The 23,924-nt window shown below is 40.1% G+C and carries 17 protein-coding genes; 2 read left to right on the forward strand and 15 right to left on the reverse strand.

The features are described 5' to 3' along the window. Window positions 1-2: 2 nt before the first annotated feature. The 14 genes from AN34_RS09450 to AN34_RS09515 form a co-directional block, all read right to left on the reverse strand. The gene (locus AN34_RS09450; RefSeq protein ID WP_029284656.1) at window positions 3-209 is read right to left on the reverse strand and encodes a helix-turn-helix transcriptional regulator; all 207 of its coding nucleotides are present in this window, start codon (window positions 207-209) and stop codon (window positions 3-5) included. Between the two features lie 2 nt (window positions 210-211). Beyond that, the gene (locus tag AN34_RS09455; RefSeq protein ID WP_029284658.1) at window positions 212-727 is read right to left on the reverse strand and encodes a DUF2975 domain-containing protein; all 516 of its coding nucleotides are present in this window, start codon (window positions 725-727) and stop codon (window positions 212-214) included. Between the two features lie 109 nt (window positions 728-836). Then, the gene (locus AN34_RS09460; RefSeq protein WP_029284660.1) at window positions 837-3,254 is read right to left on the reverse strand and encodes a TonB-dependent receptor family protein; all 2,418 of its coding nucleotides are present in this window, start codon (window positions 3,252-3,254) and stop codon (window positions 837-839) included. 190 nt (window positions 3,255-3,444) lie between these two features. Then, window positions 3,445-4,557 (reverse strand): PepSY domain-containing protein, encoded by a 1,113-nt coding sequence (locus AN34_RS09465; protein ID WP_036676927.1) that lies wholly within the window; start codon window positions 4,555-4,557, stop codon window positions 3,445-3,447. A 13-nt stretch (window positions 4,558-4,570) separates the two neighbouring features. Further along, window positions 4,571-6,757, reverse strand: a complete 2,187-nt coding sequence (locus AN34_RS09470; RefSeq protein WP_051666393.1) for a TonB-dependent siderophore receptor — start codon at window positions 6,755-6,757, stop codon at window positions 4,571-4,573. Window positions 6,758-7,078: 321 nt separating this feature from the next. Beyond that, entirely contained in the window at window positions 7,079-7,573 is a 495-nt protein-coding gene (locus tag AN34_RS09475; RefSeq protein WP_231625520.1) for a hypothetical protein, read from the reverse strand. Between the two features lie 215 nt (window positions 7,574-7,788). After that, a complete protein-coding gene (locus tag AN34_RS21605; protein ID WP_157263267.1) occupies window positions 7,789-8,004 on the reverse strand; it encodes a hypothetical protein in 216 nt (71 codons plus the stop codon). 292 nt (window positions 8,005-8,296) lie between these two features. After that, the gene (locus AN34_RS09485) at window positions 8,297-12,328 is read right to left on the reverse strand and encodes a hybrid sensor histidine kinase/response regulator transcription factor (RefSeq protein WP_029284670.1); all 4,032 of its coding nucleotides are present in this window, start codon (window positions 12,326-12,328) and stop codon (window positions 8,297-8,299) included. Between the two features lie 49 nt (window positions 12,329-12,377). Further along, entirely contained in the window at window positions 12,378-13,457 is a 1,080-nt protein-coding gene (locus tag AN34_RS09490) for a cellulase family glycosylhydrolase (protein WP_231625521.1), read from the reverse strand. Between the two features lie 38 nt (window positions 13,458-13,495). Next, the gene (locus AN34_RS09495; RefSeq protein ID WP_029284674.1) at window positions 13,496-14,542 is read right to left on the reverse strand and encodes a family 43 glycosylhydrolase; all 1,047 of its coding nucleotides are present in this window, start codon (window positions 14,540-14,542) and stop codon (window positions 13,496-13,498) included. 1 nt (window position 14,543) lies between these two features. Continuing rightward, entirely contained in the window at window positions 14,544-15,632 is a 1,089-nt protein-coding gene (locus tag AN34_RS09500; RefSeq protein WP_029284675.1) for a family 43 glycosylhydrolase, read from the reverse strand. Window positions 15,633-15,831: 199 nt separating this feature from the next. Continuing rightward, on the reverse strand, window positions 15,832-17,367 hold the full coding sequence (locus AN34_RS09505; protein WP_029284678.1) for a RagB/SusD family nutrient uptake outer membrane protein: 1,536 nt from the start codon (window positions 17,365-17,367) through the stop codon (window positions 15,832-15,834). A gap of 14 nt (window positions 17,368-17,381) precedes the next feature. Then, window positions 17,382-20,549 carry a TonB-dependent receptor gene (locus tag AN34_RS09510; RefSeq protein ID WP_029284680.1) on the reverse strand — a complete coding sequence of 1,056 codons (3,168 nt, stop codon included), beginning with the start codon at window positions 20,547-20,549 and terminating at the stop codon, window positions 17,382-17,384. 394 nt (window positions 20,550-20,943) lie between these two features. Beyond that, window positions 20,944-21,705, reverse strand: a complete 762-nt coding sequence (locus AN34_RS09515) for a DUF72 domain-containing protein (protein WP_029284682.1) — start codon at window positions 21,703-21,705, stop codon at window positions 20,944-20,946. A gap of 117 nt (window positions 21,706-21,822) precedes the next feature. Between AN34_RS09515 and AN34_RS09520 the strand changes: the two genes are divergently transcribed. Both AN34_RS09520 and AN34_RS09525 read left to right on the forward strand, forming a co-directional pair. After that, on the forward strand, window positions 21,823-22,407 hold the full coding sequence (locus tag AN34_RS09520) for a Crp/Fnr family transcriptional regulator (RefSeq protein ID WP_029284684.1): 585 nt from the start codon (window positions 21,823-21,825) through the stop codon (window positions 22,405-22,407). Between the two features lie 69 nt (window positions 22,408-22,476). After that, the gene (locus AN34_RS09525; RefSeq protein ID WP_051666397.1) at window positions 22,477-23,160 is read left to right on the forward strand and encodes a hypothetical protein; all 684 of its coding nucleotides are present in this window, start codon (window positions 22,477-22,479) and stop codon (window positions 23,158-23,160) included. 92 nt (window positions 23,161-23,252) lie between these two features. Here AN34_RS09525 and AN34_RS09530 read toward each other — a convergent pair whose 3' ends face one another. Then, window positions 23,253-23,834 (reverse strand): pyridoxal 5'-phosphate synthase, encoded by a 582-nt coding sequence (locus AN34_RS09530; RefSeq protein ID WP_029284687.1) that lies wholly within the window; start codon window positions 23,832-23,834, stop codon window positions 23,253-23,255. Between the last annotated feature and the right edge of the window lie 90 nt (window positions 23,835-23,924).

Below are 23,924 nucleotides of genomic sequence, written 5' to 3' on the forward strand. Positions count from 1 at the left end.
AATTATTCTTCTACATACTCCAGAATATCTCCGGGCTGGCAGTTTAAGATTTTGCAAATGGCTTCCAGCGTGTCAAACCTTACCCCTTTTGCCTTGCCAGTTTTAAGTATGGATAAATTGGCTGGGGTAATTCCTAACCGGTCTGCTAATTCTTTACTTTGCATTTTACGTTTGGCCAGCATCACATCTACATTTACTACAATTGGCATAATTAAATAATTAAGTCCTGGTCATTCTGTAAATTCACACCCTGCTCAAATATAGCAGCAATAAAAAGGGCAAATATGCCCATGATGCAGTGAGCCGTAATCATGGCTACATAAGGGTAATCTTCAATAGAATAAATACCTAAGATTAGGAATACCAATGGAAAAAGAAGAAGGTTAATCAGGTAGAACCATTGGAGATGGCGGATGCCCTGTATGGTAAATATCTTTTGAGGCCTGAAGGATTTAAATACATTACTGAGCAGAGCAAAAAACACGCCGTACAGAAAAATAAGCAAAACCATTTCTGCGATGTAGCCAGCGGTATATTCAGCACCCAGTAAAAAATGTTCGGAAGTAAAGGGATAGCAAATAGCAAAGCGGTTATCCGGCAAGTGCTGTAGGGTGGGCAGATTGAATGCCACGCAAAGGATGATATACAAGGCGGTTAAAAAGTATCCGGCAGCAATTAACCTGGTGAGGTAAAAGGCAACGGTAGAAATATGGCGAACTAACTTCATATAGCTAAAATATTAATTGTTCAACAAAAATAATAATTAATTATCGTAAAACAATAATTAATTATTAAAAATGAAACATATTAAGTTAGCTATTTCTTCTATAGGCTAATTAGTTACTTGATTTCTTGGTATCATCATTCGTAATGCTCCTTTCGCTCTTTTTAATGGAACCTTTCAGTTTTCCAAATTTCCAGTTCATGCTTAGGTTAAATCTTCTGAATGGATTTTCCCGAATCCTTTCTTGTGTGAAATTTACACCTTCATTGTAACTTCTGTATGCCCTGTATTTTTGAAAAGGATTTGCCACTAAGGCAGAAAAGATCAGCTTATCCTTAATGATATCTTTACTTCCGCTTAAAGCAATATAATAACTATCGTTTGATTTGCCTTGCAACATTACATCTGGTGCTCCATAATTTACAGAAATACTAGATTTCCAATTCTTTTCAAACTTATAACTGGTGTTAACATTAGCATAACCCGTTACACCATTATTTTTAGTCAGCACACCACTAATCATCCCTTCAAGCCAAATATAATTCAGGTTTGCACTTGCGTTAAGGTTCCATTTGCCAGTAATAGGGTAATTAAAGTTGGCATTGGTACCCAGAAGTTTATTTTTACCAATATTATAAGAGGTAATGCGTGTCAGATTCTCGGCTGCAAAATACTCATAAACTTGCTGTTGAGTGTTGTTGGCGAAATTATAGGTTAAGCTTATATTAATTGAGCCTTTTTTAAAGTTGCTGTAGGTCATCTCAAAGTTATTGCTTAATGCAGCCTTTAAATTAGGATTACCAAAATATTCAAAGTTTGGCCTTGATTTATCTACAAATGGATTCAGATCCCAAATACCCGGACGCTGAATGCGTTGAGTGAAACCTAAACTAATACTCTGGCTGTTCTTTAAGGTTCTGTTTAAGGAAACTGAAGGAATCAGGTTATAATAATCAGATTTAACAGTAGAATTGGTACTTTCAAAATTACCTGTCACATCAGTACGTTCCAAACGGGCACCTCCCTTAAAAGTCCAGTCTTTTAATTTTAAAGTGTAGGTGTTGTATACCCCAAAAATATTTTGATCGTTGGTATACACATTGCTTTGAGATGGATCATTAATATAAATCTGCTGGGCCTCATTAAAATTCAGGTACTGAAAATTGCTTTCTCCATTTCTCAAAATTGCCTTTACTCCTGCCTCTATCGTCAGCTTTTTAAACGGATTAATGTAATCGATCTGAGCGGTCTGTTCCTTTGATTTGCTCGTATTATCCTGTTTGTAATTCAGGCCGGTATAGTTGAGTCTGTTGCTAAACATCACATCATTCAGCTGAGGTTCGGAACTGTTAAATAATTTGTATGAGAAGGTTAAAAGGTGTTCTTTTTTGTCTTTGAATCCTTTCTGGTAGTTTAGTGTATAATCCGTTCCACCCCATTCATACCTGGTTTTGCTATTCAGATCATACCCTGATGATACCCCACCATCTTTAATATCAAAATGCTGACCCAGATTTTGTTCATTATAACCACCATATGGGTTCACTTCCATGGTGACCAAATTTAAGGAGTCAATTTCATAACTAAACTCCCCGCCACCCCAGGCCCATTGATTATCTGTTTTTTGTGTCCCTAATGAATATAAGCTCGATGGCGTGCTGGTTCCGAAACTATTTCTGATATCTGTAATTTTTACACCATCAACCCGCCACACACCTGTACCACCATAAAGGCTTGCACCAAAGTTACCCTGCTTAATGGTAAAGTTTAAATTGCCACTGGGTCCGCCCGGAAACTGGTTACGCACATTTACATTGCCACTGTAGCCATTCTCCATTTTTTTTGAAGTGATGATGTTGATGATACCTGCCAAACCCTCACTTTCATATTTAGATGGTGGCGTGGTAATTACCTCTATCTTCTGTACACCAGCAGCTGGCATGCTTTTCAGAAATTCTTTCGGATCACGGGTTAAAATTCCGGAAGGCTTGCCATTAATCAAAATACGGTAATTGCCTGTTCCTTTTAGTTTAACATTGTCATCAGCATCTACAGATAAAAGCGGCACTTTACGCATCATATCCAATACAGATAGCACCTTACTTTCAGGGTCTGACTGAATATCATAAATAATCCGGTCTGGTTCTTGTTTAATAATGGGTTTACTTCCTGAAACTGAAACTTCATTTAACTCATTTCCTGATGAGACAACTTTGATTTTACCCAAATTAAGATCATCTTTAAGGTTTATATCAAGCAGTTTTGAACGATATCCTACCGATCCGATAATGACTTTATATTTACCCTGACTAATGCCATCAAAAGAGAATTTACCTTGATCATTGGATACTGCACTTTTAATGACCAATGAATCTTTTTTTAGCGCTACGGTAAAATATTCGCCAGGTTTTAGCGTAAGGCTATCCACAATTACACCACTTAGCTGATGTTTTTTTTCTTGCGCCTGAAGGGTTGAAAAGGTAAAACTGCATTGTAATAAAATGCATAAAATCGTTAAGTATCTGCTCATAGAAGATTAGTTTGTCTGCAAAACATTTTTGCCCGGTTATCTACTAGATGCAAAAGTTTAGATAATGTTGCACGTGTGCGTGAATTTCATTTCAAATAAATTGAAAATCAATAAATTAATTTTCAGTATTCGTATTTGAAATCAGATCATATTAACTGATTAGCAAGTATTCTTCACAGATTATTATAACCTATCCCCTCTTTCTCTGCGGATATTTTCTTTTCAGCCACAACAACCCACCTGTTATCGAAAGAAATGCAGGGCTAAGTCCAAAGAGAACATAAATCCATTTGAGCACATCACCACCAAAGGCACCAGCATGCAGTTGATAAGCCATATACTCAAACTGTTCTTCCACACTTTGTTGTTCAATAACCGTTTGCTTTTTCAATGTACCCGTTTGTGCATCAAATGCGATGCTACTTGCCTTTCCCTGAAGCAGCAGATTGTTGGTAGAAGACATGTGTCCCCTTACCAAAATTTCGCCACCTTTAACTGTTGGAATATTCACAGCAATAGGCTCAAAGCCGGTAATATGAACTTTAGCGCTCATTACGATGCGATCAATATTTGCAGAAACCTCGTAATTCTCCTGCTGCTTAGGCAGTACCCACATGGAAGGGTTAAAATATTCTCTAAGCATCCAGAAGCCTGTAAAAAAGAGTATCGCATTAAACAGCAATGACCATACACCAATGATCCGGTGAAGAGAAGATGCACCGGTACGCCAGTTATTAAAGCGAAAGATCGATTTAAATCTTATGGCCTGCCAAAAATGTTTGCGGTAAATGATGGTGCCTGTTAAAAGTGAAAGCAACATCAGCAGCCCTATAATTGCCGTTAAAAACATGCCCGGGATACCCATCTGCAAACTATAATGTAGTGTATAAAGCCATCTTAAAAAAGATGGGGAAAGCTGACCATAATCACCCTCTTTAATGATTTTTCCGGTATAAGGGTTCACAAAAACAAAGTACAGATAATTATCAGTCAGGTGTTCCTGTCGTTTATAGAGCATAAATTCATAACTATCAAAACGGTCACGGGGAAAATCATGCAGCACCAGCTTTTTGAGGTTAGGATGTGTGCGGAGAATCATTCTATACATATCATCAGCCGGAACTTTTGTATTCCCGGGCTTCAGATGATGAAGCCCGGGATTAAAGTAACGGTCGAGATCATGCCGAAATACAAGTAATGAACCGCTTAGTCCATAGAGCAGAAAAAACAGACCTATTGTGAGGCCTAGCCAGCCATGAATCCTGAAGGACACTTTGGTCAACCGGTTTATCCATTGTTTCATCTCCATGTCCAGATTAAAATTTGTAACCAACATTTAGCCTGAACTCCCGTGGCGGATAGGGCACGTAAGCGAAAGCACCGATGTTGGCAGAAGAAGGTGTAATCCAACCACTTCCATAATTAAACCTGTTCAGGATATTATTAACAATGCCATTGATAGATAAACGTTTATTTGACCAACCTATACCACCATCTAAACGAAATAACGGTGCAAGGGTTAATTGTTGAAGTTCATATCTACCTGCCCTCCCCACTTGCAATTGATAACCTCCAGAAACCGAAAACCCCTTTAAAGCAGCAAATGGAATAGCGTAATTAAGCCAGGTATTTTGAATATGCTTTACCCGAAATGGTGTGACCAAACCTACCCGCGCAGGATTGGTATCTTTTGAAATATGACTATCGGTATAGGCATAATTGATTACCGCATTCAGGCCTTTGAAAATTTCACCTTTTAAATCAAATTCTACACCCTTTGAAAGCGTTTGCCCAAGCTGTGTTTGCACATTGATTGAGGGATCACTTACCTTAACATTATCACGGATAATCCGGTAGATAGACACCGTGGTATTCCACTTGCCATTCATCCAGTCTTTCTTCAATCCAAATTCCAGATTCTGTCCTTTTAGTGGTTTAAATGCTTCACCAGTTGTGGTGTTTACACCGCTTTGTGGCGTAAAAGTTTCATCATACAGGCCATATATAGAAAACGCTGGAAGCAATGAATAACTTATGCCTATCTTCGGTGTAAATACATTGTTCTTAGTAGTGCCCAGGCTGGTTTTTGAAGCACTCTTTTGCACACCTGTTTCGCTAAAGGTATATCTTGCACCAAGAGTTAAACGGAGTTTTCCTTCCAACAGGCCAAGTTCATCCTGCGCATACGCTGCCTGGTAACTAATTGATTGCTGGTCTGTTGCGATATCAGATAGTGCACCTACCCTTACATTGGCATCAAAGGCAATTCCATAAACAGGGTTTGAAGCATCAAGCGGATAAAGTGTTTGATTGGCCGTTGGATCATTGGACCCTGAATAAGAAAGGAAACTTTTGTGGTTAATATCAAGACCTCCCGTAAAATCGTGACGGATGCTACCTGTGTTAAATACCCCACTAATGTAGGGCTGGATGGACAATACATCGGTATTGAGCCTTTCATAAGTTGCCCTCCGCATGATTAAATTTGGCTGGGCAGCATTGTATCTTGAAACAAAAAAGTAAGTTCCTTCAAGGTGGTCATGCGCATAGGCTGCATTTACCGTTAACTGCCAATTGGCATTAAACGCATTATGGTAACTTAAAAAACCATTATGCTCAATAGATTTCATCGGTGCCTTATTGGGATCATTGATGGTGAAATCAGTCGGTAAACTTGCAAATCCAGCTGGTGCAAATACCGTGGCAAAATACTGCTGAAAGCGTTGCGCTTGAAAGATGTATTCTGCTGAAAGGTAAGAATGGTTGTTAATATTGTATTTAAGCACCGGATCTACCACCACCTTATCGCTAAAATTATATTGCTGAAATGATTTGGCTTTCTGTCCGGCCGCATTCAGCCGATACTGCCATTTTCCAGCTTTGTCTAAGTTGCCATCAAAATCTATATTTGCCCTGTACAGGTTAAAGCTGCCTACAGAAAAATTAACCTCACGGGTATTGGTTCCCATGGGTTGTTTAGTTACAATATTATAGGAACCTGCCGGATCAAAAAGTCCATTAATATAGCTGGATGGACCTTTAATAAATTCTACCCTGTTTATAATGGCCGCATCTTCCGCACTTGGGCCTGCATAAATCATAGACAGATCTAAGCCATTGCGCATGGGCGTAATTTGAGCCCCTCTCATAAATACGTAGGAAGTGTAAAGATCAGCATTGTTGTTGCGGATGGCACCGCTGACGTTTCGGGTTACACTTTCATTTACCGATATCGCCTGCTGATCGGCAATGATACTTTGATCAATCTCCTGAATATTTTGCGGCAACTGGAGCAATGGCGTTTTAAGTTTGAGACTGGCTGAAGACTTATTGATGTTGTAACGGCGATAGTAACGCGAACTGATTTTGACTTCATTAAGTATTTTTGCTGAGGTATCCTTCGCTGTGCGCACTGAATCCTTTTTAATTAATGGCTTTTCCTGGGCAACGACCAGAAATATAGATAATACCAGGAATAGCCCGGTAAGTATGATTTTTTTCATTTATTTTTTTTGTGGGTAGTCTTCAACTACCGTTAATCCTAGCGAATATGATTCATGGATGGTTCATAGTCGGTATTCTATTGATAAAGATGATGCGAAATATGATCTGACTGACTTTACAAGTGAATAAACTGAGTTGAATAAATAATATTAATAGAATACTATTTAAACGTGTCATTTATATATTTAACCACCCGCCCTTTGGGCACCCTCCGATACATCGGAGGGAATGGCGATCGTAATTCCCTCCGATGTATCGGAGGGGGTGGTCGCAGACCGGGGTGTTAAATCAGTAAATATTATTCGAACTCTGTTTACTCATCAATGTTGATCATGATCATGCTCCATTGAATGTGATGGAGGCATCAGATTGAACTTCTTTAGATAAATACCTGATTCATTAAGTATTTGCTTGTATTGGCTATCCAGTTTTTTGATTTTTATTTTTTCGCCTTTAAAGTATTTTACGGCTGCTGCATTATCCTTTCCTTCAACATCTGGCTCAAAATCCTGCATCCATTTCATCATATCCTCATCTACCTGATTAAGCTTCCCTATGAGTATGGCAATATTTTTTTGCTCGGTTATGGTATCAATACTGGGTTGAGCAGCCTTTAATCCTATTCTGGATAACGTATCCAACATCAGCCTGTTTTTCGAAGCAATTTCTCCATCTTCCATTACCTTATTGTGCAGATCGACTACTTCCTGACGAATCACCTTGTAATCAGGCTCATTGGTACAACCTAAAAACATTGAAATACAGATAATAAACAGCACCCTGACAGCATTATCTATTTTAAAAAACCTTTTCATGATGTTAAGCATTTTTAACGCGAATTCACATTTACTAAAGGTTCTACCGCGAGCAGTAAATCTTTAGTAAACAACATATTTATTTCAGAAAAAAGAATACAGGCTATCGCCAGAACATCCCTAATAATAGCGCAGAAACATTTAAAGGCATAAAAGAAATATCAAAACAGCTTTTTTAAGGCTATAGATATAATCAAAAATGATAAAGCACAGTATTAAGCCTGTAGAATAGCGTATTTCGGTGGTTGAAATATCGTAAAAGTTCGGTGTACCGTATTGAGCACCGGACGTTGGGGATAAATAACTTTAATGGTTGACCTTTTAAAGGCAAAAGATGCCGCAGCTGCCGGTAGTGCTTCCATGTGATGGCTCCGCTGGTTTTCCCTTTCCTGTTTCTTTTCTTTTTCTTCAGCCAGTTTAAGTTTTTTCATTAAGAAACACTTGCCATTACAGTGCATCCAAGGTCGGTCTCTGTTTTCGCATAACTTTTCTGAAATATACTTTTGGTTTAACTCGAAACCTGCATAAATGAAAAAATGCGAAAAGTTGGATCCGATCAGTGCAACTAATAAAGATATGGCAATAAACCTGTTCAACATTCAGCGGCAAAGATATGGAATACAGATTTCAAAAATGAAACAAAACCCATAATATTAATACAAATCAATAAGCATGTTCATTAAAAATTCGGCATTGTTCCTAATCGATAAACAATTAAATAGCCTACTCTACCTCCTTGTTCCGTTTATGTTTCTCCACAAACTCAGTTGGCGTTAACTCGAACTGGGTATAAAAACATTTACTGAAATAGGAATGCGAATTGAAACCCACCATGTAGCCAATTTCGGCAATGGTATATTCCTGTTCAAGAAGCAATTTTGCAGACATCTTCAAACGGATAATCCGCACAAATTCATTCGGCACATGTCCGGTTTTGGCCTTGATCTTTTTATACAGGCTTGATCTACTCAGTCCAACTTCCCTACCCAGGTCTTCTACTGAAAGCTGTGGGTCGGCAATTCTGGCTTCAATAATCTGAGTGATTTTTGCCAGAAACTTTTTATCCCGGTTTCCGGTATTCAATATTTCCGGTCCTTCTAGCGGGTTCTGTGCAAAGCGCTGTTTTAAATTAGACTGGCGTTCGAGCAGGTTTTTTATCATCAGCGACAGCTGTTTCCATTTAAAGGGTTTCGAAATATAAGCATCGGCACCACTTTCCAATCCCTGGATTTCCGCTTCCGTATTCGTTTTAGCCGTAAGCAAAACCACTGGCAAATGGCTGTAATCTATATCGTTCTTGATGATTTTACACAATTCAATCCCATCCATTACGGGCATCATCACATCAGAAATGACCAGGTCAACCTGATGATTATCTAATTGTTTCAATCCTTCCTTGCCATTTTTTGCCCTTAAAGTATGGTAGCCTTCGGCAATAAAACTTTTGGAAAGAAAATCTAACAGCGAAGGGTCATCTTCTACCACCAGTACGGTTTGCTTTCCTTCATGTTCTTGGTTGGCTTCTTCCAACTCAAGAGCTGGTGCAAGTTCATACTGATGAAATGGAATAAGCACCGTAAAAATGGTTTTTAGCCCTTCTTCGCTTTGCACTTCAAGCTGTCCGCCATGCTTTTCTGTCAGTGATTTTGCCAGCGCCAGCCCGATACCAGTGCCACCCAAATTGGTGTACTGATGCTCTTCGGTTGACACCTTAAAGAACTTTTTAAAGATCGAATCCAATTGTGCTTTCGGGATACCAATGCCATCATCTTCCACGCTGATGGAAATCATTTCTTCACCATTGGCAGCCACCTGCAAATCGTTGATTTTAATTTCCAGTTTTTTCCTGGCAAATTTAAATGCGTTGATCAGTAAATTACTCAGAATCTTCATCAGGGCTTCCGGATCAGCGTGAATATCCAGTTTTTGAAATGCACTGACTACACTAAACTCCAGTCCTTTTTTAGTGGCGATTGGCGAGAAACGATCCCTGATGCTATTAATTAAATAAATCAGTTCTAAAGGTTCGGGATGGATTTCAAAAATATCACTTTCAATCCGCCTGAAATCCAGCAATTGGTTGACCAGTGTGAGCAGGCGGTCTGAGTTTTCTTCCATCACCAGCAACTGCTCCATACTTTCCGGATCTTTCTTCTTTTGGGTAAGGAGTTGTTCTAAAGGAGCAATAATGAGCGAAAGTGGTGTACGCACTTCATGCGCCATGGCCGTAAAAAACTCTATCTTTTGCTTATAAAAGTCTTGCTCACTTTTATTTTTAAGCCGCTCCAGCTTAATTTCATTTCGTTTACGTTCTTTTTCATACACATACCTTCGGAGCCAGATGGCACCTGAAACCAATGCAATCAGGTAAAGAATATACGCCGTGATGGTTTTATAAAATGGAGGCAGAATTTTAATTTTAATACTGGACACTTCGCCAACACCCGTCCCTAAATCATCAATTACCTTCACCTGAAAATGGTATTCCCCGGCTGGTAAATTGGTATAAGTAGCCTTTCGCTGGCTACCTACATTATTCCAACCCTTATCAAAACCTTCCATTTTAAAGGCATATTGGAGTTTATTCGGTGCAATAAAACTGAGCGAAGCGTATTCTATGCTCAATACCGATTGATGATGCTTTAAAATAATTTCACTGGTGTAGTTGATCGATTGCTTCAAAGGACTATTACTGTCGTTCAGATCCAAATCTTTATTAAACAACTGAAAATTAGTAAAACTTACTTTTGGTATAGCCGGACTACTTTTTACATCCGCGGGTAAAAATGCATTGAAGCCGTTAATGCCTCCAAAGTAGAGTTTGCCTGATGAATCTTTATAATAGGCTTTATAATTATATTGCTGGCTTTGCAGGTTGTCCCATTTACCGAAACTTCTTTTGGTTTTGGTTTTTGGGTTATATTCAAAGATGCCGTTATTGGTTGAAAACCATAATTTCCCGGCCTGATCTTTTACAATACCATAAATCACAGCACTCCTGATCCAGTTTTCCTCATCAAAAGCTTTAAACTTTCCGGTCTTTATGTTGAGTACATTCAGTCCGCTGCCATCCGTTCCAAGCCATAAATTTCCTTCTCCATCATACAGCATACAAATTACCTTATTCGAACTAATGGAACCTGGTTTTTGTGAATAGGCATATTGTGTAAGGTGGTTATTTCGATCCATTCTGATCAGGCCATTATCATAGGTGGCAATCCAGATGACCTGATTTTCATCCTGATAGACCTGGTAGATACAGCTTTTATCCAGGTTTTTGCCTTTAATCCGGATAAAGCGATCGTTTTGCTGATCGTACAGATTCAAGCCTGAAATGGTGGATACCCAAATGCGCCCCTGCCGGTCTTCATCAATGGAATAAACACTGTTGTCACTCAGGGAGGCCGGATTGGCTGGGTCACTTTTATAACGCCTGATTTTTCCGGTACGTGGATTGAGGATATTCACTCCACCTGTGTACATACCGATCCAGATGTTGCCGGTCTTGTCCTGATAAAGCGCATGAATATTGTGGTAAGAAAGGCTATCCTGCCCTGCTGAAAAGGGAAATTTGCGGAAGGATTTATCTGTGGTATTGAAATAGTTGAGTCCGCCATCTTCTGTACCAATCCACATCTGACCTGGTTTAGTTTCTAAAAAGGCACTCACTGCATTTCCTGAAAGGGAATTTTTAACACCCGAAGGATAATAAAACTCAAAGCCCGAACTTCCTTCATGGTAATAATTGAGCCCACCAAAATAGGTGCCGATCCAGATGCCCCCTTCCCGGTCTTTAAACACCTTATAAACTGCATCATCATTAATGCTGAAAGGATCGTGGTTCTTTTTCTGATAAATTGTGAATCGGTCATTTTTCCGATCGAAAATGTTTAAACCTTTTTCCGTGCCTAAACAAATGTATCCGGGTTTGGGCTCATAAATGGCCCTTACGATATTATCACTGATGGAATTTCCCGACGATTTCTGGTAAATAGTGAATTGTTTTGTACGCTTATTCCAGAAGTTTAAGCCGCCAGCCATGGTACCGATCCAGATATCGCCATTGCTATCTTTATATAAATCGAGGATTACATTACTCGAAAGTTTCGCTGACGGCGATGAGGTGTTGTATTGCCTGATTTGATTGTTTTTCGGGTTTAATACATCGATGCCCTTGCCATAAGTCCCCATCCAGATCTCTCCTGCATCATCCTGGAGAATTTTAGACACCTCGTTTGATGCTATTGATGGTGAAGATGTAGTGTTGAAACGCTTGATTTTCTGGCTTTTTGGCACGTAAACGAAAACCCCTTTCTCTTTAGTCGCGATCCAGATGTCGCCATTTCGAGCACGAATGACATCATTGATAAAAAAATGCTGAAGCGGTTTAAAAAGACTAAACTTTTCGGTTTCCAGGTTGAAGATATAAATCCCCTCATCGGTACCTATCCAAAAGGTTTTTGCATCGTACTTAAAAATTTTGCGGATAAAGTTGTTGCCTAAACTTCCGGGGATACCTTTCTGGAACTGGAAAGATTTAAAATCATAGCCATCAAAACGGCTCAGCCCATATTTGGTACCAAACCACATGTAACCCTGATCATCCTGCTCAATATCCCAGATGGTATTGGCACACAAACCATCAGATACGGTATAGTGCCTAAAGAAAATTTTCTGAGCAGTGACAGAATTTAAAATAAAAAGGCTAAAAAAAAGGAGCAGGACTACTGCCCTGCTTATCTTTTTGTAGATCATAAATGGCTAGATAGGTTTCACAAGTTAGTGAAATTGCCTTTCGTGGCTGTTATTTTATATCGTTCAATTTTTTAATCAACTCAACCTCTTCCTTTTTATATGGCGTTCCATCTTTTCTGAACACTTCATGAAACCATTCTTTTGGTTCTTCTCCGTTTGGAAGTGGTGTATCCCAGGCGTATTTGGTATTTGATTTTCCATCAACCAATCCCCAGTTAAGGGCTCCAATGTTTTCCTTTTTCAGCATCGGCATCACATTTTCAAAGCGACTGCCGCGGGTACGGGCCATATATTCGGTACAGATCATTGGCCTTCCGTGCGAGTGTAACATGTCAATTACGCGTTGGTGCCACTGTGGCTCTTCATAATCATGGTAAGTAATTACGTCAGAATTTAAAGCCTGAAAAGCATTTAATTCTTTGTAATCCCATGCCCAAAGGCCGGCACTAATGGGTTGCTCCGGATTAACGGCCCTAGCCCAGGTAAACACACTTTTCAGCAAGGGGTAAGAAGTGGTAAGCTTACCTGAATTTCCAGGTTCGTTGTATAAATCCCATAATAAAATGCGTTTGTCCGTTTTGAAACGGGTCATTACGTCCTTTACATATTTTTCAAGTGCAGGGAAATTAGCGGCATTTTTCGAATCCGGATCGCCCGGGTCCTGTACCCATCCAGAATTGTGAATACCGGGTTTAGGCGCAGGTTGCTTGCCTATTTTTGCTTGCTTGTTCCAGCAATCATCAAAAAACACAAAAACAGTTTTAATTTTATGTTTATTGGCGATGGTGAGGTATTGATCCATTCTTTTTTTGAAACCTTCCTGATCTTGTTTCCAGGCCAGGCTGTGCAGGTAAACCCGCATGGTATTGAAACCAATGCCTTCTGCCCAACCCAGCTCTTTATCAATGGTAGCCGGATCGAAGGTATCAGCCTGCCACATTTCTAGCTGGTTAATGGCGGTACTGGGTAAGAAATCGGCACCGTTAATCCATTTGTATTGTTTGTACCATGCGTTAGCCTTTTCAATTGACCATACCTTGCCTACAACGGGCGTGGCTTCCTGTGCACTTGCCAATTTGGTGATACTTAACAGTGCGAGCAATAAAAGATTAAAATATTTTTTCATCATATCAATTTTAGGTGTTGTCCGGCTTTTGCCGAACCAGCTTATTTATGTTGTGAGGGAATGTTTAGCTCCTGATCGGTTTTGAGGGGAACACCAAAATTGGGCGATCCATCTGCATTCCAGGTAAATTTTTGTGCTCGTGGCGAACGTTGTCCGCCGCAGCCCTGCCCCGGACCAGAATTGGCGTGGTATAAAATCCAGTCTTCTTTCCCGTCGGGCGATTTAAAAAAGGAATTGTGACCTGGTGCATATACCCCATTTTCGGGCGATTGTTTAAATACAGGCTGGGGGCTTTTTACCCATGAATCCGCATCCAGAAGGTTTTTCCCTTTCAACGTTAACATACCCAATGCATAGAAATCTGTCCAGCAGCCACTGGCCGAATAAATCAGAAAGACTTTGCCTTTATTAACGAGTACCTGCGGACCTTCATTTACATCTACGTGGGGTGGATTATTGGGATCGTTCAGGTCGCCATGTTTTTCCCACTCAAACTGAGGACTAGAAATTTTGTGACGTGCACCCTCAATGGTCCAGGGGTTTTTCATTTTAGCGATATAAATTTCCTGCTTCTGGTTGATGTCTTCCTCCCATCCAGCCCAAATCATATAAAGCTGTTTTTGGTAGATAAAAACCGAACCATCAATGGCCCATTTGTTGGCGGCATCGCCCACTTTGCCTTTAAATACCCATTCGCCCTGTAAAGGGTTTTTCGAGGCATTTTCCAGTACATACATGCGGTGATTGTTGTTATTGCCATCATCTGCAGCGAAATACACATACCATTTGCCACCGATAAAATGTATTTCTGGTGCCCAGAGTTCTTTTGAATAGGCTTTACCTGCTGGCGGAACAAAAATGGTTTTCTGCTCCGCTGTTTTAAGGTCTGCCAGGTTTTTGGTTTTCCAGATCACCAGCTTATTTTGCATGGTTTGGGTATAGTAATAATAACCATCTTTATAAATGCTCCATGGATCGGCTCCTGAAGGCAACAATGGGTTTTTAAAAGTCTGTGCCAGGCCCATCTGTACGACGAACATCAGCAGCAAACTCAGTACAATGCGGTATCTTTTAATGTGTTTATTCATATTATTTTTCTCCGGAAGGTTTGTTCACCTGCAATCCTGTAGCTACTGGCACGCCAAAATCCGGACTGCCATCGGTTTTAAATGTAAATTTCTGCATTCTCACGTTTCTTTTGTCTGCACAGCCTTGGTTAGTTTCAGAATTCGCGTGGTAAATGATCCAGTTTTCTTTGCCATCTGGCGATTTAAAAAATGAATTGTGTCCCGGCCCATAAGCATTGCTTTGCGGCTGTTTGCTAAAGACGGGTTGGGCAGACTTTTGCCAATCGGCTTTCACTAAAGGATCACCCCCGGTTTTAAGGCTTAACATCCCTAAAGCATAATCGTCCGTTCCGCAATAGCTTGCTGAATAAATTAAAAAAGCCTTATTATCCGGAGATATTAATGCCTGAGGACCTTCATTTACACCAAATCCATTCTTTTCCCAACTTAATTCCGGTTCTGTCAATTTGGTTGCTGATCCAGCTAAGGTAAAAGGATTTAGCATCTTCGCTATGTAAATATTTTGTGTCAAATTAACATTAGTTACATCAGGTCTTCCGCACCACATGAAATAGCGGCTGCCATTCATCTCGAGGATGGAACCATCAATCGCCCAGAAATCGGTATCGGCAGTAAAAATCCGGCCTTTATCAACCCAGGTTCCGGTAGTGGGGTCGGCACTGCTGTTTTCCAGTACCCAAGTCCGCTGACTGATATCTGCACCATTACCAGCGGTGTAATAAATGTACCATTTGCCATCGAAGAAGTATAGTTCGGGTGCCCAAACGTTCCTGGAATTGGCATTACCAGACACTGGAACAAATACTGTTTTCGGAATGGCTGCACTTAGTTTAGACATCGCAGTGGTGGCCCATAAGCTGATGGAACTTCCATTAGTTTGCAGGTAATAATATATCCCGTCTTTCTGATAAACTGAAGGATCAGCTCCGTTCATCAAGGGGTTGGAAAAAGTACTTGCTGTTGGAGTTGGAATGACTGGATCAACCGGGATAGGGTTATCAGTTTTCCCACAGGAAAGACCTACTGAAATTAAAATCGCCAGCCCGAGGGCATGAAGTTTTAAGTTTTTTAGTATGGGGTTGTTTTTCATAGGATATGATTAAATATTTTTTTTGTTATTTACTTACCGTCATTGCGAAGCTGATTCTTCATCAGTTGAAGCTACGCCTAAGTCGTCATTGCGAAGCAGGTTTTTCACCTGCTGAAGCAATCTCACTTGCAGTAAATCCCTCGCAGAATAGATTGCTTTGTCGTACCTCCTCGCAATGACGACCATCTTAAGAAAACCTTTAATACCTCGGATTCTGCGTTAAATTTGAATTTAAATCAATATCGCTTTGCGGGATCGGATAAAACTCGTGTTTCCCAACAATGAAACCCGTAAAATCTGCGTCTCTGCTGGCCAACGCCGGACTTAAATCGCCCCAGCGTGATAAATCTGCCCATCGCCAACCTTCGCCAGCCAGTTCTGTTACCCGCTCATGCTTCAACTGCGTTAAAAACTGTGCCTGGCTTAAGCCTGGTTTAGTCGAAGTAAGCGTAGCCAAACCTACTCTCTGCCTTACCCGATCAACATATGGATAAGCTTCTGCCGTTCTGTTCAAGCCATTAAGCGCTTCCGCATACATCAAAAGCACATCTGCATAGCGAATCAAGCGATAATTATTTGGCGAACGGAAACCTTCCTGGTTTCTCCAGTGATCGTTTAACAATTTCCGGAACCATACACCATTAGCATCTGGTCCGTTGCCATAGCGACTGGCGAAAGTTTGTCCATAAACAATGGTGGCAGTTGGTCCGGCCGGATTTGCATTATTGAAGATGAAAGATGCAGCCAAACGTGGATCCTGCACACCAGCGGTAGTTTTTTCCTGTAAAAATTCGTCCACAACCCATCTGCGGGCGGCTCCATCCGAATAACCCACACCCGGAGGTGCAAAAAACTGAGCAATAGATGAACCCGTGTTATTAATTCTGGCCTCATCCACATCATCATCTGTACTTTCAGACTGGTTTTCACTGAACTGAATTTCAAAGATAGATTCACTATTATTTTCCTTGCTGATGATAAAGTTATCACGATAATCGGCTGTTAAGGAGTAGGTTGAACTTCCGGCACCCGTAACAAGGTAGCCGAAAGCATTGGCTGCTTCCTGATACATGCGCTGTTGCAGATAGGTTTTACCCAAAAGTGCATAAGCTGCACCCTTGGTTGCCCTACCCAAATCTGTTGCCGAATAACTTACCGGCAAATCAACCAAAGCCTCGGTTAAATCTTTAGCCACCTGTGCATAAGCCTGTTGTGTAGTGGCATTTGCAGGTACATCTTTCGGTTGTGAGGGCGTTAACATTAAAGGCGGACGGCCATAATAAAGCGTTAGGTTGAAATAAAATAACGCCCTTAAAAATTTGGCTTCGGCAATGATCCTTTTCTTATTGGTTTCATCCATCGGTATGGCTGGTACATTTGCAATCACCTGATTGGCCCTGAACACGCCCACATACAAGGTAGACCAGGTTTGAGCTGTTAACCCATCGTTATAATCGGTTTGATTGAAGCGCATTAAGTTGTTTAATCCACCATCACCACCAGATCCAAAACCTTCATCAGATTTTAAAATGCCATGGTAATACATCCAGCGGGAATATAAACTGGCGGTGCGATAAAACGTACTGTAAACCGCATTAATGCCTTTTGTTGCATCATCACCCGTTTTCCAGAAGCTGGAAATAGTTGGTGCATTTGGATTAACCGCATCAAAATCTCTTTTGCAACCTGTGAAGGCCATAAGTGATGCCGTTAATATGAATATATATTTTTTCATGATCTGTTTATAAATTAGAATCCTACGCTTAAACCAAATGATATAATTCTGGATGATGGATAATTTCCGTTGTCTACTCCCGGCTCCAGGTTTGCATTTGCGCCTACCACATCCGGATCCAATCCGCTGTATTTGGTGATGGTAAACAAGTTTTGACCGCTTACATATAATCTGGCACTGCTGATATTGGCTTTAGAAATGAATTTAGCGGGAAGGTTGTAACCCAGTTCTACATTACGCAACCTTAAGAAAGAGCCATCTTCGATCCAGCGATCGGTGTTGCCTCTTGCATTTTCATTGATACCCCTGTCATTAGCTGCAAACTGGTAACCTAATCTTGGAAATGTGGTGTCAGTATTGGTTGGGGTCCACGGGTTGATCGCTTTTCTATAGTTGGAGTTTCCATAACTATCCAATTCCCGGAGTACATCGTTATAGAGTTTTTGTCCGAAGGCACCATAAAGCTGCACCGAAAGACTAAAATCTTTATACCGGGAATTGAACTGTAAACCTGTGGTGAATTTCGGGAAAGCAGAACCTGCGAACATCCGGTCTTTATCGTTGATATCATCATTGGTACCACCATTAACGGTATTTACATAACGGATATCACCCGGTTTGGCATAAGCACTCTGGGCTTTATGTGCATCAATTTCTGCCTGGTTCTGGAAAATACCATCCGTTTTTAACACATAATATTCACCGATGGAACGGCCTACCTGCGTACGGGTATTGCCTGACTGGATATAATCTTTCGGCTGACCTGTTTCTGTATCAATCCCTAAGTTACCCAGTGAGAGCACTTTATTTCTGACGATGCTAATGTTGCCTGCAAGATCCCATTTAAAATCGCCATCCAGTTTTGGGCGATAGCCTAAATTTAACTCGATCCCTTTGTTTTGGATAGATCCGATATTTACAATTGGATCACCCTGTAAATTACCTAAATAACCTGGTAAAGGCTGAGCAAGTAAAACATCTTCAGAAACCGAACGGAATACATCAAAGTTTACAGTTAACTGATCCTTAAATAAGGAGGCATCAAAACCTAAATTGGTTGTTTTTTTCTTTTCCCATCTTAAATCGCCCGAAGCCAGTTTAGCCTGAATGGCACCCGCATTGGTGGTTTGTCCGCTGCCCAAAACTACATCTGGTGCCTGGTTTAAGAATCCGATGTATTGGTATGGACTTAAAGTATTGACGCCCAAAGAACCATATGAACCTCTTAGTTTTAAGTCAGATACCCAATCCACTTTAAAGAAATCTTCTTTCGAAATTCTCCATCCTAAAGCACCTGACGGGAAATAACCTGTTCGGAACTGAGGAGAGAAACGGGAATCTTTATCTGCCCGGAAAGTAAAGGTAACCAGGTATTTATCATTATAGGTATAATTTACCCTTCCCAGATAGGAATCTAACAAGCTTTTATAGATCGTGCCGGAAGAAGTACGCCCCTCACCGGCTGTAGAAGTTAAGGTATTGAAATAATCGCCTCCAAATTGTGCCAGCTTAATGCCGCTGCCGAAAGTATTATCCGTTTGCGTAGTTTGCTCGGTGTAACCCACCACCCCATTGATGCTGTGTTTACCGATTACATAATTATAGTTCAAGGTATGCTCCAGTAAATAGCTGAGGAACTGGGAGCGGTTATCACTTAACTGACTAAAATCAGGCGATTGGTTCTGGTACCAGGAACCATCTTTTCTGAGCGATTTGCTCTTATCAAAGCTGGTTTCGATACCGGCATTAAAGCGATAAGTTAAGCCTTCAATGATTTTAAAATCGACGAAAGCATTACCAAGAAGCTTGGCAAAATTTGATTTGACCGAAGTAATATTGGCAATAGCCGTTTGGTTACGGGAAAAAGTATTGATACTGGCATTTGATCCGTAGCCCCATCCCCCAGGGTTATTGGTACTGATTAAAGCATTATCCTGAACCGGAATTAAAGGCACACTGGTAAACATATCGTACCATGGATTTCCGGCAAAAGCACCACCCTGGAAGGGAGATTTTGAAGTGGAAGAAGAAAAGGCCAGGTTTTCTCCAAATTTGAACCTGCCTTTGGTGGTTTCAGTATTTACCCTGAACGATGCCCGTTCAAATTCCCTGGCAATTAGTACGCCTTTATCTTTGAAATAGCCCCCGGAAATCAGGTATTTCGAACCGTTGCCCCCGCCTGAGATACTGGCATTGTAATCCTGAACCGATCCGGTGCGAAGCGTTTCATCTACCCAATCCGTATTGGTTCTGCCATTATAGTTAGCAACACCCGGCTGAATAGCCATTCCTGAGGCCTGGTATGCACGGGTATTGGTGGCTGCATATTCGGCAGCATTCATCATGTCGTAAGTTTTAGGCACCTGAGAAATACTGTACCTGGAGGTTACTGCTATTTTTGCAGGTCCTTCCTTACCCTTTTTTGTGGTAATTAATATGACTCCGTTTCCGGCTCTTGATCCATAAATGGCAGCAGCAGATGCATCTTTCAGGATTTGTACATCTTCAATGTCATTCGGACTCACCGTGGTATTCGGATCGGCAATCATCCCGTCGATCACATACAAAGGACTGGCGTTACCAAATGTAGCCAAACCACGGATATTCACCACCGCTTCCTGACCTGGAGCACCGCCATTTCTAACGGCTACGCCTGGGGTTTGCCCTTGCAATGATTCTGGTAAAGAACGTGAGACCAGTTTTTCGGTGTTAGTGGTATTTACTGAGCCGGTAGCTCCGGTTAAATCTCTTCGGCGAATAGTTTGGTAGCCGATCACGACAACATCATCCAATGAAGTATCTGCTGAAGTTAAGGTCACATCAATTACAGGATTGCTGCCTACAACAATTTCTTTAGACTGGAAGCCAATATAATTGAAGACTAAAGTGGAATTCTCCGGAACAGAGATGCTGTATTTTCCATTGGTATCGGTGGCCACTACTTTACCGCCACCTTTTACACTCACCGAAACACCTGGCAAGGTTTCACCTGAAGCTGCCCGCACCGTTCCGGTAATTTGAACATCGCGTTGAACAGCTTTGATTTCGTAAGTCATACGGTGTACATCCGCAGCATAACCCGGAGCAATAGCTGCTGCCATCAACAATGGCAAAGCAAGCATTCCTTTAAGGTTACTGACCTGGTGAAGATGAAATAAACTAAGTAAATTTCTTTTTTTCATAATAATTATATTTGGTTTTGTTGAAAAGAAGTTTGGTTGGACGGGTGCTTTAAAAGACAGTCCGAAAGCAAAAGGGTTTGGCTTTTTTTCATTGACAATGATTAGGTTTATATCGGTTAGTAATTCGTTAATCCTGGAGAAGATTTAACGGAACAATGTTAGCAGATTACCAATGATGCTGGTATAAAAATTGAATCCAATGCTATAAAAAATGTGGAATTATACCTTTAAATAAGGCTTGGGAAGCGATTATTGGAAAATTTATAATAATTATTAGTGTAGTAGACACCGCTATCTGCAATTAACCTTACAAATGACGGGCAAGTAAAAAATTCATTAGGTGATTATATATATTATTTATCGACCTGGCTTATGGCCTTCGAGGCATTGCTGATTAACACTTATTCTTAACCAATTTACGAAGGGTTGTTAAATTAGGATAGGCCTCACCCATGGTGTTATTGAAGTAAACAAATACCATTTTACCACCTGCCAGCCATTCAGAAACATAGTCTGCATATTCATCAAGTATATCATCTGGATAACTTCCCCTATAATTACCCCCGGGACCATGAAAACGCAGGTAAACAAAATCAGTATCTGAATCTCTTACAGGCGAATTTGCCGGCGACTTATCATGGATCACCATGCCCAGTTTATATTCATCAAGAAGTTCATATATTTCATCGATGTTAAGGGATGAGTGTCTAAATTCCAGTGCAATTTTCCATTCCATGCCCGGATCATTTTCCCTGAGGACAGACATCAGATATTTCAACTGGTTAAAATGATTGAGTTTAATACTCGGCGGAAACTGAACTAAAATACAAGCCTTCTTTTCTTCTACAGGTGAGATGACTTCAAAAAAACGGGAAACTACATCAGGATCAAAGGCCAGATCTTTATTGTGCGTAATTTCTCTAAAAAGCTTAAAGGTAAAACGAAAATTCTGGGGTACATCTACGGCCCATTTTTTAATTGTTGAAGCTTGTGGAATTTTATAGAATGAACTATTAATTTCAATGGTATTCATTAAAGAAGCATAATAGCAAAGCCTGGATTTATCTTTGAAAGCCTCAGGATAATGAAGTTTATTGGGAACAGGTAGTAAAAGGCCACTTGTGCCAGCATAATAATTCTTAAATACAGTATCCATATGATCTAAATAACAATGTATGCATGTAAATAGTTATTACAGAATTATCATTTACCTATTTCTGTAAGTAAATTAAATAAGTATATCCGGTTCATCTTAATTTCGCATTTTTATATCATGAATAGAATTGAACAGGCTAAAGTCGTAAATTTTCTCGATTTTGCTGCCTCACTTACTAAACTGGAAGATGAAGCTAAAGAGGCGCTGACTTCAAAACTTCACACAAAGCAGTATGATAAAGGTGAATTGATTTTAGAAACCGGAACTGTGTGTAACCAGATTTATTTTGTAGAAAGTGGTTTACTGAAAACATTTTTTTATACTGATACCCGGGAATTTATTATGCGTTTTTTTTCTGAAGGAAATATGTTTACTGTTTTAGATAGTTTCCTAACCAGACAACCATCCACCTATGCTGTACTAGCTCTTGAACCTACGCACATCACCTATTTGAATTATGCTGATCTTGACCAGTTGTGTGCCCGCTATCACTCCATGGAAACTTTTTTCAGGAAACTGCTCTCAATGGCTGCCCTGAATATGATGGATCGGATTGGCAATACACTGGAAGAGAAAGCACAGGTTGCTTATCATAGATTTCTAAAGGAACACGGAAAACTGTTGCAACGAATTAGCCTGGCAGACCTTGCTTCTTACCTCGGCATTACCCAAGTGTCATTAAGTCGAATCAGAAGCTTATAATAGTCTTTTTATCATTTGATAAGTGCGGGGTAAGATTAGCAGTGTACCTTTCGGTCAAATTTAATCGTTATGAAAAATCCGCTATCTATTCACCAGAAAATGAGCCTTTTGGCAGGCTGTGCTTTTACCTTAATTGCGCCAATTTTGGGATATCTGTCTATAGGCCTTGCCCCTGTTATTATTGTTGGCGGTTCTGCAATAACTGGCCTAATTTGTTGGTATACCACCTATTTGCGAAAGCCTGTTGAACCGGGCATTATTCTGCCGCTATTTATTCTGACGGTAGCCGGCTTGCAGATACATATTGTTGAGGAATACCTGATGGGCTTTGCCCCAGCTATGAGTCGGTTATTTGGTATTCCCTGGAGTGAAAAAAGTTTCTTAATAGTTTTTGCACTGATTGGCCCTGTCATCTATACCCTTACTTCACTTGGCCTGTATTATAAGGTTTATATAGCAGGTTTTGTTGCCTGGTTTATATTTATTGGACCAGGTGTTGCAGAATTTACCCATTTTATTTTTCCTCTCATTTCACCTGATCTTTTACCTCATGATCCTCATTCGATTACGGCTATTATTGATGGAACAAATATCCGGCAGATGCCAAATTTTTATTTCAAAACTACAGGGCACTATTATTTTCCAGGTATGTGGACTGCTGTTCTGCCTATGATTCCAGGATGTATGGCCATCTATCATTTATTAATAAAGAAAGGCAATACATCAGTAGAGCAAAAACCCGATATCGATTAAATTTATTGATTAGCCTGGCTACCAAACGCGGGGTAAGTTTCGTTTTGCTGAGACATAGCAGCAAAATTATGCCTGTATAAGTATGGAAATTATCAAGGTTGTAAATAAATAATATTCCATTTTCCGTCGATCAATTCATATAGCTTTCTTTCATGAAAACGGGTAGTTTTAAATTCTAAAAACTCTATTCTTTGTGGTTTAATGGCAAAGCCTCCGAAATCATTTGGTCTTTCTATAGATTTTCCAAAATATTCCTGATCAAGGACTTGATACTTTTTATTTAATTCATCCAAAGTAGTTATTTCTTTTCCTTGTTCACTAACTATAGATACGATTTGACTCTCACGATTACGGGCTGCAAAATAGCTGTCTGATAATTTCTCTGAAATTCTTTCGGCATTTCCTTGAATTCTGACTTGCTGTCCTGTCTCCGTCCACCAAAACGTTAACGCCACTTTATTAATTTTACTGATTTCAATACCCTTTCTTGAGCTCATATTCCCGGTAATCACAAATTCGCCATCTACTATTTCTTTCAAGGATACAAATCTGGCATTCGGGAAGCCATCTGTTCCAATAGTAGATAGGCAACAAGCCGTTGGTATACTGACTTTCGTTAATCTAAGTTCTTTAATAAACAATTCGTTAAAATACTCAATTGGTCTAATATCCATTACGCTCTTTAATAATTAAACTGCTATTTTATGAAGTCTACGTTAAAAACATCAACCTATTGGCAACAGACTAATCAAAACAAAACGCTT

The sequence above is a fragment of the Pedobacter sp. R20-19 genome, assembly GCF_000708265.2.
Lineage (GTDB): Bacteria > Bacteroidota > Bacteroidia > Sphingobacteriales > Sphingobacteriaceae > Pedobacter.

Coding starts and splice junctions, on each gene's coding strand:
- AN34_RS09495 (WP_029284674.1), bottom strand. CDS start 14,542: ATGAATAAACACATTAAAAGATACCGCATTGTACTGAGTTTGCTGCTG.
- AN34_RS09530 (WP_029284687.1), bottom strand. CDS start 23,834: ATGGATATTAGACCAATTGAGTATTTTAACGAATTGTTTATTAAAGAA.
- AN34_RS09520 (WP_029284684.1), top strand. CDS start 21,823: ATGAATAGAATTGAACAGGCTAAAGTCGTAAATTTTCTCGATTTTGCT.
- AN34_RS09500 (WP_029284675.1), bottom strand. CDS start 15,632: ATGAAAAACAACCCCATACTAAAAAACTTAAAACTTCATGCCCTCGGG.
- AN34_RS21605 (WP_157263267.1), bottom strand. CDS start 8,004: ATGAAAAAACTTAAACTGGCTGAAGAAAAAGAAAAGAAACAGGAAAGG.
- AN34_RS09460 (WP_029284660.1), bottom strand. CDS start 3,254: ATGAGCAGATACTTAACGATTTTATGCATTTTATTACAATGCAGTTTT.
- AN34_RS09515 (WP_029284682.1), bottom strand. CDS start 21,705: ATGGATACTGTATTTAAGAATTATTATGCTGGCACAAGTGGCCTTTTA.
- AN34_RS09450 (WP_029284656.1), bottom strand. CDS start 209: ATGCCAATTGTAGTAAATGTAGATGTGATGCTGGCCAAACGTAAAATG.
- AN34_RS09510 (WP_029284680.1), bottom strand. CDS start 20,549: ATGAAAAAAAGAAATTTACTTAGTTTATTTCATCTTCACCAGGTCAGT.
- AN34_RS09455 (WP_029284658.1), bottom strand. CDS start 727: ATGAAGTTAGTTCGCCATATTTCTACCGTTGCCTTTTACCTCACCAGG.
- AN34_RS09485 (WP_029284670.1), bottom strand. CDS start 12,328: ATGATCTACAAAAAGATAAGCAGGGCAGTAGTCCTGCTCCTTTTTTTT.
- AN34_RS09470 (WP_051666393.1), bottom strand. CDS start 6,757: ATGAAAAAAATCATACTTACCGGGCTATTCCTGGTATTATCTATATTT.
- AN34_RS09505 (WP_029284678.1), bottom strand. CDS start 17,367: ATGAAAAAATATATATTCATATTAACGGCATCACTTATGGCCTTCACA.
- AN34_RS09525 (WP_051666397.1), top strand. CDS start 22,477: ATGAAAAATCCGCTATCTATTCACCAGAAAATGAGCCTTTTGGCAGGC.
- AN34_RS09490 (WP_231625521.1), bottom strand. CDS start 13,457: ATGATGAAAAAATATTTTAATCTTTTATTGCTCGCACTGTTAAGTATC.
- AN34_RS09475 (WP_231625520.1), bottom strand. CDS start 7,573: ATGAAAAGGTTTTTTAAAATAGATAATGCTGTCAGGGTGCTGTTTATT.
- AN34_RS09465 (WP_036676927.1), bottom strand. CDS start 4,557: ATGAAACAATGGATAAACCGGTTGACCAAAGTGTCCTTCAGGATTCAT.